The sequence below is a fragment of the Bacteroides sp. K03 genome (assembly GCF_019734355.1).
GTDB lineage: Bacteria > Bacteroidota > Bacteroidia > Bacteroidales > Bacteroidaceae > Bacteroides > Bacteroides nordii.
In genome coordinates, this window is record NZ_JAASHC010000004.1 from 183,150 (window position 1) to 196,925 (window position 13,776).

At 41.1% G+C, this 13,776-nt stretch carries 13 protein-coding genes; 6 read left to right on the forward strand and 7 right to left on the reverse strand.

Features of this window, described 5'->3' with window-relative positions; genetic code table 11:
- Positions 1-2: 2 nt before the first annotated feature.
- Positions 3-1,589, forward strand: a complete 1,587-nt coding sequence (locus tag HCG69_RS05435) for a hypothetical protein (protein WP_221649195.1) — start codon at positions 3-5, stop codon at positions 1,587-1,589.
- Between the two features lie 217 nt (positions 1,590-1,806).
- On the opposite strand, the gene HCG69_RS05440 is transcribed toward HCG69_RS05435, so the two are convergent.
- The 3 genes from HCG69_RS05440 to HCG69_RS05450 form a co-directional block, all read right to left on the reverse strand.
- Entirely contained in the window at positions 1,807-2,286 is a 480-nt protein-coding gene (locus HCG69_RS05440) for a DUF3836 domain-containing protein (RefSeq protein WP_221649196.1), read from the reverse strand.
- 103 nt (positions 2,287-2,389) lie between these two features.
- On the reverse strand, positions 2,390-3,403 hold the full coding sequence (locus tag HCG69_RS05445; RefSeq protein ID WP_221649197.1) for an energy transducer TonB: 1,014 nt from the start codon (positions 3,401-3,403) through the stop codon (positions 2,390-2,392).
- Positions 3,404-3,426: 23 nt separating this feature from the next.
- Complete coding sequence (locus tag HCG69_RS05450) at positions 3,427-3,984, reverse strand: NUDIX hydrolase (protein ID WP_221649198.1); 558 nt, start codon at positions 3,982-3,984, stop codon at positions 3,427-3,429.
- Between the two features lie 218 nt (positions 3,985-4,202).
- On the opposite strand from HCG69_RS05450, the gene HCG69_RS05455 reads away from it, so the two are divergent.
- From HCG69_RS05455 to HCG69_RS05470, 4 genes are all read left to right on the forward strand, one after another.
- Entirely contained in the window at positions 4,203-4,889 is a 687-nt protein-coding gene (locus HCG69_RS05455) for an energy transducer TonB (RefSeq protein WP_221649199.1), read from the forward strand.
- Between the two features lie 142 nt (positions 4,890-5,031).
- On the forward strand, positions 5,032-5,661 hold the full coding sequence (locus tag HCG69_RS05460) for a hypothetical protein (RefSeq protein WP_221649200.1): 630 nt from the start codon (positions 5,032-5,034) through the stop codon (positions 5,659-5,661).
- Positions 5,662-5,711: 50 nt separating this feature from the next.
- Positions 5,712-6,275, forward strand: coding sequence for a cob(I)yrinic acid a,c-diamide adenosyltransferase (locus HCG69_RS05465; protein WP_221649201.1), 564 nt, complete (start codon positions 5,712-5,714; stop codon positions 6,273-6,275).
- Positions 6,276-6,347: 72 nt separating this feature from the next.
- Entirely contained in the window at positions 6,348-6,569 is a 222-nt protein-coding gene (locus tag HCG69_RS05470) for a DUF2795 domain-containing protein (protein WP_002558131.1), read from the forward strand.
- 290 nt (positions 6,570-6,859) lie between these two features.
- On the opposite strand, the gene HCG69_RS05475 is transcribed toward HCG69_RS05470, so the two are convergent.
- From HCG69_RS05475 to HCG69_RS05490, 4 genes are all read right to left on the reverse strand, one after another.
- Positions 6,860-8,125: an ATP-binding protein gene (locus tag HCG69_RS05475; RefSeq protein ID WP_221649202.1), complete on the reverse strand. Its 1,266-nt coding sequence runs from the start codon at positions 8,123-8,125 to the stop codon at positions 6,860-6,862.
- A gap of 197 nt (positions 8,126-8,322) precedes the next feature.
- Positions 8,323-9,510, reverse strand: coding sequence for a porin (locus tag HCG69_RS05480; protein WP_002558130.1), 1,188 nt, complete (start codon positions 9,508-9,510; stop codon positions 8,323-8,325).
- A gap of 109 nt (positions 9,511-9,619) precedes the next feature.
- Entirely contained in the window at positions 9,620-10,681 is a 1,062-nt protein-coding gene (gene ansB, locus HCG69_RS05485) for an L-asparaginase 2 (protein WP_221649203.1), read from the reverse strand.
- 35 nt (positions 10,682-10,716) lie between these two features.
- Complete coding sequence (locus HCG69_RS05490) at positions 10,717-12,027, reverse strand: anaerobic C4-dicarboxylate transporter family protein (protein ID WP_195448956.1); 1,311 nt, start codon at positions 12,025-12,027, stop codon at positions 10,717-10,719.
- A 164-nt stretch (positions 12,028-12,191) separates the two neighbouring features.
- Between HCG69_RS05490 and HCG69_RS05495 the strand changes: the two genes are divergently transcribed.
- Entirely contained in the window at positions 12,192-13,625 is a 1,434-nt protein-coding gene (locus HCG69_RS05495) for an aspartate ammonia-lyase (protein WP_221649204.1), read from the forward strand.
- The last annotated feature ends 151 nt before the right edge of the window (positions 13,626-13,776 follow it).

Sequence of the window (13,776 nt, forward strand, 5' to 3'; positions counted from 1 at the left end):
CTATGCACGAAACAGGTCCTTTTTCTATTCCGGCTATTCGTGACTTCGTTCCGGAGAAGCTGAAACCGTGGATTATTATTGTTTTCGTTATCATCTTCCAGTTTTCCGGTGGAGTTTATCTGGCAGCTGTTAGCGAGATGGTCGGTTCTACGGCTTTGATGCAACAAGATATAATGATGGCAGGATATGCTTCTTTGGTGGGGATGGGATTGACATTCAACATCATGTTCCGGCTGAAATTTCGTTTTCCTTCTAAAACGGCTTTTCTTACCTGTTGCATTGTTATCATTATCTGCAATTTGATATGTATGCATACACATAGTGTTCCATTGCTTGTTTTTGTCTGTTTCATTGCGGGTATATTCAGAATGTGGGCAACGTTTGAGTGTAACTCTACCATCCAGCTTTGGCTTACCCCTAAGCGTGATCTTTCTGTCTTTTTCTGTTTTATCTATCTGTTGGTACAAGGATGCATGCAACTCTCGGGGTTGTTAACTGTTTATACAGCATTCTGGGCTAAGTGGGAGTATATGCATTGGGTGGTGATCGCACTACTTTTGTTGATAATGTTAATAACCATGGTTATCTTTCGCAATTTTCGTTCCATGCCTAAACTTCCTCTTTATGGCATCGACTGGCTGGGTGCTATTATGTGGGGGAGCATTGTGCTGTGTATCATTTTTGTATGTGTGTATGGTGAGTATTATGATTGGTATGAATCCGTTTATATACGGGCAGCTACAGGGGCAGGTGTTGTGCTTTTGCTGTTAAATCTGTTTCGTGCTTCTTTCATACGTCATCCGTTCATTGCTCTGGCAACCTGGCGATATAAAGTTGTGTATATGACTTTTCTGTTTTATATCATTGTTGATGTATTGCTGGCACCCTCTCATCTATTTGAGCATATTTATATGGAAGCGGTACTTGGTTATGACTCGTTAAATGTTATTTCACTCAACTGGGTGCTTCTTTTGGGAACTGTTGCAGGCAGTGTATTTACTTTTTACACCTTTTCGCGTAACAAATGGTGTTATAGGACGATGACGGTCATTGCCTTTATGGCTATTACCGGTTATTTGATGATTTTATATTTTACGATTGATTATAATCTGCCTAAAGAGGCTCTGATAATGCCTTTGTTTTTGCGTAGTTTCGGCTACGTTATTATAGCCATATGTTTTCTTACTGCCTTGTCCCGCGTACCTTTTCAGAACTTCTTTCAGGCAATTACGATACAGAGTTTTGTCAGTGCGGGGTTTGGCGGAGTGTTGGGTACGGCTATCCTTGGGCACGCTTTGAATGTGGTATTGAAAAAAAATGCAATGTTACTGGGGACTACCTTAGACCGTGTCAACCCTTTAGCCAATCAGTTACCGGCAGGTGAACTTTATGGAGCATTACAGCAACAGGCGTTAATGGTTTCAATGAAAGAACTATATGGATGGCTTACGATGATAAGCTTGCTTTGCCTCTTTCTTTTCTGGATCAGTGAGAATTCTGTTCGTCCGCTTCATGTGGTGCATCCGCGCTATCGGGTTATCCGTAGATTCATAAAACATGAGCTGAGAACGAGTGGAATGTGGAGGTAATGTATTGTGACAAATTGTAATAAAATGAGCGGTTTTGTAACAGGTTGATATATAGCGTATTATTAGCTCTTATTTTTCTCCGTAGAGAAACAGGTCGTTTCTCTACGGAGATCGCCTCGTTCCTCGTAGAGAAACGACCTGTTCTTCTACGAGGAACAAGACGATCTGTGATTTCCTATTCTTAAATCAGGACAAATTGTCTTTTTCCCGGATCTTTTTATTTCATCGTTAGTAGTGCCTCCTCCCAACTGAGTGTAGCATGTTCTACTATCAGATCCCATTCGTTCTGCCGCTCATTCCATGCATAACTCTGATAGTTTTCGGCCATTCCCATTCCATTTCCACGATATACGGCTTTTTCTTTAATATTTGAATAGGTTTTTGTTCCGGCATTCCAGGAGGCATATTCAACGGCTGTCTCATCAGTACCGTATGTTATGGTCAGGCAGCGGTCTTTATCATATTTTTGCGCTTGCTTATTCCATTTCAGCACTTCTTTTTGTATGAGGCGATTCTGCTCGTCATACGTATAGTTATACTTTAGATGAGGTTGCAGATACTTCTGGTTTTGTACTTCGTATACAGTTTGCGATTCTACTTTGCCATTATTAATTTCACTGTTGTAGGCGAAGTTTGATACTGAAGCTACTGATGTGGCCATTGCCATTACTGCTGAAAGAATAACTGTTGCGTTCATACTATTTATTTTTTTAAGTTTTTGTTCCTTTTGATGTTGCAAAGGTAGGGCGCTCAAACTTATTAGTATGTTATCGCATTGTTATCGTTACGTTATCTTTTTGTTAATGGCGGGCAAGTGTGGGACGAAAAGGGATATAAAGTACATAGTTACATGCCACCGGACTGCCTTCAGACATAGCTGGAACCGCTTTAGGCATACTCTTGACAATTCTCAGTGCTTCGTTTGCAAACTCAGAATGGGAGTATTTCAATATGTGTGCATTAATGACCTCTCCTTCTCTGCTGATTGTGAATTGACATAAGGCGTATCCTTTTGCCGCTTTAGCCAATAGGGCAGGGGGATATATCAGATGTTTTGCTGTATAACTCTCGGGTGTATAATCAGGAAACTCAGGAACAGATTCCAGCTCTCTGCCCGATTCTATGCTTTGCCACAGGCCGGTTGGAAAGATACCGGCATATTTGGGTTGCTTATATTCGTCAGGAAAGGCTTTATTTCTCTCCTGTAAATCTTTTAGTAAGATCCGGGCATCGCTTATAATAAGGCTTTCCGGGATAGCTTTCCCTGTCGACAGTGCATAAACTGATTCATAGATCTGTACCAGGCGCCCCATTAATGTGGCTCTGTCCGGCGACCATTTTTTCCCGGTCAGTACCTCTCCCTTGTTATTGGTAGTACTAAAATAATAAGTCGTTCCATCCAGTCCTGTTGTTGAACCGTCCATGTCCTGAATTTGATGGGTAGTCATCTGCAGGAGTTCGCCTAATGCCTGATAGAGTGTTTTGCTTATTTCCGTAGATTTTGTATTTACTTTTATTGTACTTTTTTCAGCCTGCCAGCTATTTTGAGACAATGTATTTGAAATCAGATAATACTTACCATTTTTGGTTTCTGCTGATACTGCATATTCCGGCGAAAAGGAGGGGATCACTGCATAACAGGCATAGGGCTTTTTACTCAGTCCTGTACTCAGCAGTGAGAGTACATTGCTATAATATCCGCTTAATTCACTCTTATACTTAGAGTAGTCTTTGATAGGTTCCAGGTAGTCAATTTGTCCCGTCATACGGAGTGAGAGTAACAGGAGCAAGAGTGTCGTGATTGTTTTTTTCATATCTGCTATTCGTTGAGGCGTTTTCAGGTAAGTCGTTGTTCTGCTATGTACTTCCAAAGCGGTGCAGCATGCAATGATTGAATTATTTCGTTGTTCAGTAGCAATTGTTTCACCTCTTCCAGTGTGAACAGATGCACTGTCAGATCTTCGGTATCTTCGAGATGCTGCGATGAAATGAGTTCCACGTCTGTGGCTAAAAAGCAATATGTGATATTGGTATGTGTACTGGGATTCGGAGAAATTACCATATATTCCTGCCAGTTTCCATTACCGTATCCTGTCTCTTCCAGCAGTTCGCGTTGTGCTGAAATGAGTGGAGAAGCATCTTCTTTCTCACATACTCCTGCGCATAGTTCATAACATGTCCGGGCAATTCCGGGTCTGTATTGGCGTACAAAAACAAAGCGCCCGTCGCGGGTGATCGCAATCATATTTACCCAATCCGGATATTCCAGAATATAATACTCCGGAATACGGTTACCTGTGGGTAACAGAAACTCATCTTGACGTACGGTAAGCCAGGGACGGCGGAAGATATATTCACTGCTGAGGGTTTTCCAGGCTTTGTTTTTTGTCTCCATAAAATCAAAAGTTTATATTCTCTGAGGCAAAGATACTGTTTTTAGCTTAATTTTAAGAAAATAACGCACTTATTTCTTAAATAATCATTTGACAATGAACACCCTATCGGTAAAAATGCTATATTCACAACAAATAAAAAAGCGCGTTAAGTAATCTGAGCAAGAGATAGTATATACTATATATATTTTCTATTATTAATTACTTAAATTCATTTTTTATGGAAGTAAAGAAATCCAAAAGAGCAGCGATTGAGAGCCAACGCGGCACTTGGTTGCTTGTGGGTTTTGTTGTAGTGCTTGCTTTCATGTTCGTTACGTTCGAATGGACACAACATGACATCAAAGTTGCTACCGGCTCGCTCGCCGATGACCCCGTTTTCGTTGAGACACTTCTCCCTATTACGTATCCTGAAGAGAAGCTGGAACCGCCTCCACCACCCGCTATGAAAGTGGCAGAATTGCTCGAAATAGTTGATGATACCGATTTGGAAGCAGATGCAGTGATTATAGGCTCTGAGGATCTAAGGGACCCGGTTGTGATAAAATACAAACCGGTTGTGGTAGAACCAGAAAACGAGCCAGTCGAAGATGATCTTTTTGTTCTTGTTGAAAAGATGCCGGCGTTTCCGGGTGGAGACGGAGCATTGTTCCAATACCTGAACAAAAACATTAAGTATCCTGTGGTCCCTCAGGAACAAGGGATTCAGGGAAAAGTAATTATCCAGTTTGTTGTTGACAGAGATGGAACAATTACCGACCCTGTAGTAGTACGCAGTGTAGATCCTTATCTGGATAAAGAAGCGCTTCGTGTTATTAAAGCTATGCCGAAATGGACTCCCGGAATGCAGAGAAACCAAGCGGTCAGAGTGAAATACACTGTGCCTGTGACATTCAGATTACAGTAGGATTTTCCAATTGATTTAATAAATGAGTCGGCCCGGTTGCAAACGAGCCGGCTCATTTTTTTGCTTAGAGTCTATTGGGGCTCAGGCTGGTTGATAAACGAAAAAACTATATCTTTGCATGAAAATTCCAATATAGCAAACGATGAATCTTATACTGACTTTGAAACGTCCTTTTATCTGGCTTTCCCGCATTCGCCACCGCTGTGGATACGGAGTACATTCCCCCTTTGCTTTTGAGCTGATTACTTGCCTCATTTATGAGAAAGCTCCTTACTATGCTTATAAAGAACTGGAAGCAGAAGAAAAGAAGCAGAAACGGAATCACGATAAGGGTTGGAAAAGTGAACCCCGAAAAGTGAAGCGGCTGTTGTTCCGCCTGGTCAACAGGGTACAGCCTGATACAATTGTAGACGCAGGTGTGCCTTCTTCCTCCTCGCTCTATCTGCAATCCGGAAAAACAACGGCCGATTATACATTTGCTTCGGAACTTTCCGAGTTATTTCTGGAGGCAGGAGTACCGGTTGATTTCCTCTATATCCATAAGGTGAAGGATCCATCTTTTGTAGAAGAGGTATTTCGCATTTGTGCGGCCCGTTCTACGCAGCAAAGTGTTTTTGTCATCGGTGGCATACATTATTCCGGAACGATGAAACAACTTTGGAAACGCTTGAAAGCTGATGATAAAGTAGGCATTACATTTGACCTTTATGATGTGGGAATTCTTTTCTTTGATAAAACAAAGATAAAACAGCACTATGTAGTCAACTTCTGATTATCTTTGTGTGTTAACCATAGAAAAGAATCACTCATAAAATAAAGATTATGAAAAAGAGCCTTGTATATACAAAGACCGGTGATCTGGGTACTACCGGATTGATTGGTGGCACACGTGTTCCGAAGACTCATATCCGTCTGGAAGCTTATGGTACAATAGACGAATTGAATTCAAATATTGGATTGTTGATAACGTACCTGAATGCTGAACGTGACAGGACGTTTCTACAGAAAGTTCAAAATAAATTGTTTGCTGTCGGTTCTCATTTGGCTACCGATCAGGAAAAAGTTCAACTAAATAGAGTTAGTGTCATCACTCCTGATGATGTAGAGCAGATTGAGCATGAGATAGATGCTGCAGACGAAATTCTTCCCCCTCTGCACTCTTTTGTGTTGCCAGGAGGTGCTACTGGTGCTGCTGTTGCTCATATTTGCCGTACGGTTTGCCGTCGTGCAGAACGTCGGATACTTGCTTTATCCGAAACCTGTACAATTTCTTCTGATTTGTTAGCTTATGTAAACAGATTATCAGATTATTTCTTCGTTTTATCACGAAAAATCAATTTTAACGAAGGAAAAGAAGAAATATTTTGGAATAATAGTTGCAAGTGAAATATTTTGTTATACTTTTGCCGAAAAATGAGAATCTAAGATTAATATTCACAATTTAAATACTTATAGCTTATGTATTGGACATTGGAATTAGCATCAAAACTGGAAGATGCTCCTTGGCCGGCAACTAAGGATGAACTAATTGATTATGCCATGCGTTCGGGAGCTCCTCTTGAAGTGATAGAAAATTTGCAAGAAATGGAAGATGAGGGCGAAATCTATGAGAGTATAGAAGATATTTGGCCGGATTATCCAAGTAAGGAAGATTTCTTTTTTAACGAAGAGGAATATTAGCAATTTACAAATAAATTAAATAATTAAATATCAGCGCGATAAACAATGAGGAATTGTTTGTCGCGCTGGTGTTTTATAGTCTTATTTAAAAATATATTATGCTGCAAAACATCTCTATTATTGGTAATGAACAAGTTTTTGAATTCCGGTATGAGAAGTAAATTCTGATATGATGATTTAAATGTTGATTTCAAAAAACAAATAGAGACGATTGTTATTTCTGATGAGATTTGCAAAGAGCAATCATAGATTCTTCCAGCTGTTCTCTGTTCTTTCTCTGCTTTTTATTATTATAAACTGAGTAACCATTTCCATATTGGAACAACTTCAATAGTTTTACCGTTCATCTCTATCGTTTGCTCCGTATCACGAGTAATAATAAAGAGGTGCCTGCATTCTAATACTTCGGTAATTTTCAGCAGAGCTTTTACCTCCCGATCAAATGTACCCTCGTTGTTATCGAGGTTGTAACAGACCTGGATTGCTGTGTAATCATCGGGAATATAGAAATCAACTTCAATATTCTGGTTGTAGAAATAAATGGCATCATTTCTCCCGTGTTTACGCAATAAATTAATGGCTACCATATTCTCCAGCAAAGAAGTGTTTCCGTCCAATAAAAAGAGGTTCAGAATGCCGTTGTCTGTGAAATAATATTTAGGCGAAGTCTCTTTGTCGGCTAATTTACCTGCTATGTTTTGGACGGGATTGATTAACCATGCATCTTTAGCATACTCCATATAGTTAATGACTGTCTGCGTTCCTACTTTTGCTCCGGTTGATGATACAATGTTTGCTATCCGGGTAAATGACAAAGGCTGTTTTACGCTTTCAGCCAGTTTTTTGAATATGATACGTAAGGCAAATGTGTTATCTATTGTATGACGGGCTGCAATATCTCCCAAGTAGATTTTCTGATAAACACTGGTCAGGTAATCCCGTTTTACCGAAAATTCTGCTCCTTCAGGGAAGCCGCCAAAATAGAAATAATCATTGAACTTTCGCAATATTTCGGCTTTGCCTTCTGTTGATAACAGATGATTGCCGGTGACGGGAACATTGTTTGCGATTAGAAATTCTTTAAAAGAGTATGGATAAACATCAATAGGAATATAGCGGCCGCCTAAAGTAGTTTGAATATCTTGGCTCAGCATTTTAGCATTGCTTCCTGTGATATAAACCCGATGTTTGCTATCAGACATACGGCGGGCAAACTTTTCCCATCCGGGAACGTTTTGTATTTCATCAAGAAATAGAATCGGTTTCTTTCCGTACATTTCCAAATGGACTTCCAATAGCAAATTTAAATCCTCTGCCACCATTCCGGTAAGGCGTTCATCCTCAAAATTGATATAAAGCATTTCATCCCACTGCACGCCTTGTGCGAGTAACTCTTGCATCCGTTGATAGAGCAGGTAAGATTTTCCTGCTCGCCGAATACCCACAAAGACGTAGTTCCCAAATCCTTCAAAGGTGAAATCGCGAGGGATTACCTTGTGTTTGGGGACTTCCATTTGATTATCCGCAATAACCGTTTTCAGGATATTCTTGTTCATATTTTCTTATTTTTATTCTATTGTCATAACAAAGATAGTGCATTTCTGTTTTGTACGCAAAATAAAAATGATGAATTTCTATTTTATCTACGGAATAAGATCACTTAAAAATGGACTTATGTGATTCATGATACGGATAAAATAAAATCGGCTTATACATAGGTTAAGCCGATTTTATCAATTAATAATATATGTGATTAAAATACCGGCATCTGCCAGATAAATCCTACGGATACACGGTTGGTGCTGTAATCTTCTTGTCCCAGTACTTTGGCACGGGAAGTGAAATTATAGGTTCGTCCCACATAGGTGAGGAAGAAGTGCAGATTGGTTTTCATCGGATAATACTCTATACCGGTGAGGTATCCCCATGAAGTGCGATAATTACCTCTGGCTATTCCTTCCGTACTTTTGGTGACAGAGGCTGTTTCGTACATACCTTTTACAAACGCATTCCATTTGGGGCAGAACCGATAGTTCAGCTTGGTTACAACAGAGAGGTATCCGGCATCAAAAGCATTATGACCGTCCGGACGTCCTACTATTCCGGTGATTGTACCATTCCGGTCTATATCTTCGTGAGAATACATAAAGTCGAGGAACATGTTGAATTTATCCAGATTCAGCTCATTACCCAGTGCATAATAATACATATTCTTACTTTTAGCTTCACTCAGGACGGAGGCCGACCAGCGGGTCTTGAATACATCATTGAAATTACCATTCCAGTTCAATGTGTACACCAGTGGCAATTTACCGGAGCGTAGATCAGGCCGTTGCCCCTCTTCATTTTCTGTGATACCATAGGTACTGTCGAATGAACCGTTGCGGCTGTTCAATATCTGCAGATTGAGTTGTTGGGTCGAAGTAAGATTATAACCGATGTTCAATCCGGTCATGAAGTTACTCATATTTTCAATCATGTCACTGTACTCGTAGATGTCTATCGGATTCAAGTCGAATTCAATACCCCCATAAGCAGCACACTGTTTACCGGCAAAGAGATTGAACTGATCATTCAGCTTAATACCTATTCCGGCGTAGTCTATAGAGGTAGGTATATTGTCAATCATACCACCTCCTTCGTTGGAGCGGTTCAGTCGCTGGCGATAGCGATACGAAAGCCAGTCATTGATATTTCCTTTCATCTCGATACGGAGCTGGCGCATTTTGAAAGCACCTTCTTCAAATCCGTCCCGGAAGTTCGCATCGAAGCTTCCCTGCATATTGAGGTAAAGGTTGAACTTATCCGATTTCTTTTTGACATCCGTCAGTTCTTCGAATAGTGTTTTATCAACCATAAATTTCTTACTCTTCTCTGTCTTTTGGGCATATATCCCCTGGATACTGCCCATGATGAGCAGTATAAACATTATTTTTTTCATAATCGGATCGGTGAATTAGCGGTTAGTGATTAGTGATAAGTGATTAGTGCCATGCGGCGTAAAAGCGCAGCTGCTTATCACTTATCACTAATCATTAATCACTAATTTTTTAGTATTCATTAAAGTATTTCTGAATCTGTTTCCAGTCGTTCGTTTTTGTCAATGCAAGCATCAACAACACACGTGCCTTTTGTGGATTCAGCTCCTGAGAAGCAACAAATTGATATTGAGCATCATCTACCTCTGCGTCCAGAGTAGTCGGGCCGGTAGGTACTCTGGAAGAGCGGACTACCAGAATTCCCTTTTTGCGGGCTTCCGTCAGTATCGGAAAGATATTTTTGTGGATATTTCCGTTACCTACACCGGCATGAATAATACCTTTGTATCCGTTGTTCAGTAAAGGAGTCACCATATCAGCTTCTATATTCGAATAACTATAAACGATCCCTACTTTGGGAAGTGACTCCAGGTAAGTCACATCAAAAACGGACTGCATCGTATGTTTTTTCAGAGGTGACTGGTTGTAGAATACTTTTCCATTGAAGATGTATCCCAACGCACCGGAGTTAGGAGCCTGGAAAGTCTGTACATCAATGGTGTTCATCTTTTGTACACTTTCTGCTCCGAGGATAAGGCCATTCATTGCAACCAATACTCCCTTGCCACTTGATTCTTTGGCACCGGCAGTAACTACGGCATTGTATATATTCAACGGACCATCAGCACTCAATGCAGTGGAAGGACGCATGGCGCCTACCAGTACAACAGGTTTAAAGCTTTTCACCGTCAGGTTAAGGAAATAGGCAGTTTCTTCCATTGTGTCCGTTCCGTGAGTGATGACGATACCGTCTATATCCGGACGTCTCAGCAATTCGTTTATTTTTTTTGCAAGTGTTAACCACACAGCATCATTCATATCCTGCGAACCGATTTTTACGATCTGTTCGCCGGTAACATTGGCTATGTCGTTCAACCCGGGTACTGCATCCAGCAGAGTACTGATTGCTACTTGCCCGGCGGTGTAGTTGGTTGAAGTAGCCGATGTCCCTGTTCCGGCAATGGTTCCGCCTGTGGCAAGAATATGGATATTAGGTTTTCCCGCAGCAAAAGCCAGGGTGACGGAGAATAGTAACGAGACTACTACCAGACTCAGTTTTTTTAATTCTTTCATGACTAAATGGTTGTTTAGGTTAATAATATATCGGTTTAATAAATTTGTATGAACAAGAGTCCCAATACGATTGCTACCACTGTAGATACAATGCCGGGCATCATAAAGGAATGATTCAACACATATTTACCTATTTTTGTTGTGCCCGTGCGGTCAAAATTGATAGCTGCTACCACAGTAGGGTAATTCGGAATGAAGAAATATCCATTCACCGCCGGGAACATGGCTATCAGCATATAGGGCGAGATACCCAGTGCAATACCCAGTGGCATCAGTGCACGTACAGTGGCAGCCTGGCTGTAAAGCAGGATAGACATGACGAATAGTGCGATACCAAATAACCAGGGCATTTCGCGCACAACTCCTTCGATGGATTGGGTTAGTTCGCCCATATTCCCCTGGAGGAATGTATCACCCATCCATGCTATTCCGAAGATAGCGATTACCGCTTGCATTCCTGCCGGGAAAACAGAACCTTGTGTAGCTTTGAGGCCGTCAGTCTTGGTAAACAAAAGAATAAGGGCAGCTGCCGAGAGCATGACAATCTCTATGATGGAAGACATACCTAATGTGACGATTTCTCCGTCGATAAGGAATGAAGGGCGCATTCCCTCGAATGAGCCGAAGAATACAATAAACACGGTGGCTAATATGAAAATGAGTACCGAAACCAGCGCATGGCGTTTGTTCTGTACATCTTTGATTTCCACTTTGTGCTCTTTTATCAGTCCTTCTGCAACGCGCTTTTGATATTCCGGATCGTCTATCAGTTCTTTACCTACCCGCATGGAGAAAAAAGCGCCTACCAGTACACCTATGATTGTAGCCGGGATTGTTATTTTCAGAATATCAAACAGAGTGATATCAAATCCGGCCAATAGTCCCAACAGAGCAACTGTAGCAGCAGAAATAGGACTTGCCGTAATAGCCTGTTGTGAAGCAATGACAGCTATACCGAGCGGCCTTTCCGGGCGTATCTTGGTTTCAGTGGCAACCTCTGCAATAACCGGCAGGACCGAATAGGCTACGTGTCCTGTTCCTGCAACGAAAGTGAACAGATACGTCACAATCGGGCTGAGGATCGTGACATGCGAAGGGTTTTTGCGTAGCAACTTTTCGGCTAATTTTACCATGTAATCGAGTCCTCCGGCTGCTTGCATACAGGAGGCTGCTGAGATAACAGCAGCAATCATCAACATCACATCAATAGGAGGCGCAGTCGGTTGCAGACCGAATACGAAAGTAAGTATCGCTAATCCGACACCTCCCATTACTCCTAATCCGATGCCGCCCAGGCGAGCTCCGATAATAATAGCTGTTAGTACAAATGCTAATTGTAAAATCATATCTTTCTTTTTTAAGGTCGGGTAAAGATAACAGAAATCTGCTAATATGATAAAACAACAAAAAATAAGTTGAATAGTTTTCGCATATTTATTAAAACAATAAGAGCCGGGTTTGGTTATTATAGCAGAAACTAATAAAACGTCATTGTTAAAAAAGAGATATTATGGAACAGAATTTATCAAAAGAAACCCGTACTGAAAGTGATTTGATAGGAAGTCGTGAAGTACCGGAGAGTGCTTTGTATGGTGTACAGACATTAAGAGGCATTGAGAATTTTCAGATCAGCAAATTTCATCTCAATGAATATCCTTTGTTCATAAATGCGCTTGCTATAACTAAAATGGGAGCAGCGGTTGCCAACTATGAACTTCATCTGCTGACCAAAGAACAAACAGATGTTATCCTGAAAGCATGTAAAGAAATTCTTGAAGGTAAGCATCACGAGCAGTTTCCGGTAGATATGATTCAGGGAGGTGCCGGAACTACTACCAATATGAATGCCAATGAGGTGATTGCCAACCGTGCCCTTGAGTTGATGGGGCATAAGCGGGGAGAGTATCAGTATTGCTCGCCCAATGATCATGTCAACCGTTCGCAATCTACCAATGATGCTTATCCTACAGCTATTCATATTGGTCTGTATTATACTCATCTCAAACTAATGAAACATTTTAATGAACTTATTGAAGCTTTCCAAAAGAAAGCCGGAGAGTTTGCACATATCATTAAAATGGGGCGTACCCAGCTGGAAGATGCCGTACCGATGACTTTAGGGCAGACCTTCAATGGTTTTGCAAGTATTCTTCGGGATGAAATTAAAAATCTGGATTTTGCGGCTCAGGATTTCCTGACGGTAAATATGGGAGCTACTGCTATCGGAACCGGCATAACGGCTGAGCCTGGATATGCAGAAAAATGCATTGAAGCCTTGCGGAAAATAACCGGACTGGATATAAAACTGGCCGATGATCTGGTAGGGGCTACTTCGGATACTTCCTCTATGGTAGGGTATTCGTCAGCCATGCGACGTGTTGCCGTCAAAATGAATAAGATTTGTAATGACCTGCGTTTATTGGCTTCCGGTCCGCGTTGCGGATTGGGTGAGATTAACCTTCCCGCCATGCAACCCGGTTCGTCTATTATGCCGGGTAAGGTAAATCCGGTGATTCCTGAAGTAATGAATCAGGTAGCTTATAAAGTAATAGGTAATGATCTTTGTGTAGCCATGAGTGGTGAAGCTGCACAAATGGAGCTCAATGCTATGGAGCCAGTCATGGCACAGTGTTGCTTTGAATCAGCCGATCTGTTGATGAATGGATTTGATACTTTGCGTACTTTGTGCATTGATGGTATCACGGCCAACGAAGAAACCTGCCGTCGTCATGTGCACGACAGTATCGGTGTGGTTACTGCACTCAATCCGGTGATTGGTTACAAGAATTCTACGAAGATTGCCAAAGAGGCTCTTGAAACCGGAAAAGGTGTTTATGAACTGGTGTTGGAGCATGATATTCTCTCTAAGAAAGACCTCGATACTATTTTGAAACCGGAAAATATGATTAAACCGGTAAAGCTGGATATAAAGCCGAATAAATAAGGCTTTATACAGTAAACGAGAGTGTAGGTTATTCCATGTATAAGCAATAAGCTTTTCTGCAAATATGTAATAGCTTTTAAGGAGGTGGAGTAACTGATTTGAATAAGCAAAACATGGGGATGTTCTTCTATAAAACATCCCCATGTTGTTG

Excerpts from the sequence above, each read along its gene's own strand:
- HCG69_RS05460 (WP_221649200.1), top strand. The coding sequence starts at position 5,032 with ATGAATCTTATACTGACTTTGAAACGTCCTTTTATCTGGCTTTCCCGC.
- HCG69_RS05465 (WP_221649201.1), top strand. The coding sequence starts at position 5,712 with ATGAAAAAGAGCCTTGTATATACAAAGACCGGTGATCTGGGTACTACC.
- HCG69_RS05470 (WP_002558131.1), top strand. The coding sequence starts at position 6,348 with ATGTATTGGACATTGGAATTAGCATCAAAACTGGAAGATGCTCCTTGG.
- ansB (WP_221649203.1), bottom strand. The coding sequence starts at position 10,681 with ATGAAAGAATTAAAAAAACTGAGTCTGGTAGTAGTCTCGTTACTATTC.
- HCG69_RS05440 (WP_221649196.1), bottom strand. The coding sequence starts at position 2,286 with ATGAACGCAACAGTTATTCTTTCAGCAGTAATGGCAATGGCCACATCA.
- HCG69_RS05490 (WP_195448956.1), bottom strand. The coding sequence starts at position 12,027 with ATGATTTTACAATTAGCATTTGTACTAACAGCTATTATTATCGGAGCT.
- HCG69_RS05450 (WP_221649198.1), bottom strand. The coding sequence starts at position 3,984 with ATGGAGACAAAAAACAAAGCCTGGAAAACCCTCAGCAGTGAATATATC.
- HCG69_RS05480 (WP_002558130.1), bottom strand. The coding sequence starts at position 9,510 with ATGAAAAAAATAATGTTTATACTGCTCATCATGGGCAGTATCCAGGGG.
- HCG69_RS05435 (WP_221649195.1), top strand. The coding sequence starts at position 3 with ATGCACGAAACAGGTCCTTTTTCTATTCCGGCTATTCGTGACTTCGTT.
- HCG69_RS05495 (WP_221649204.1), top strand. The coding sequence starts at position 12,192 with ATGGAACAGAATTTATCAAAAGAAACCCGTACTGAAAGTGATTTGATA.
- HCG69_RS05455 (WP_221649199.1), top strand. The coding sequence starts at position 4,203 with ATGGAAGTAAAGAAATCCAAAAGAGCAGCGATTGAGAGCCAACGCGGC.
- HCG69_RS05445 (WP_221649197.1), bottom strand. The coding sequence starts at position 3,403 with ATGAAAAAAACAATCACGACACTCTTGCTCCTGTTACTCTCACTCCGT.
- HCG69_RS05475 (WP_221649202.1), bottom strand. The coding sequence starts at position 8,125 with ATGAACAAGAATATCCTGAAAACGGTTATTGCGGATAATCAAATGGAA.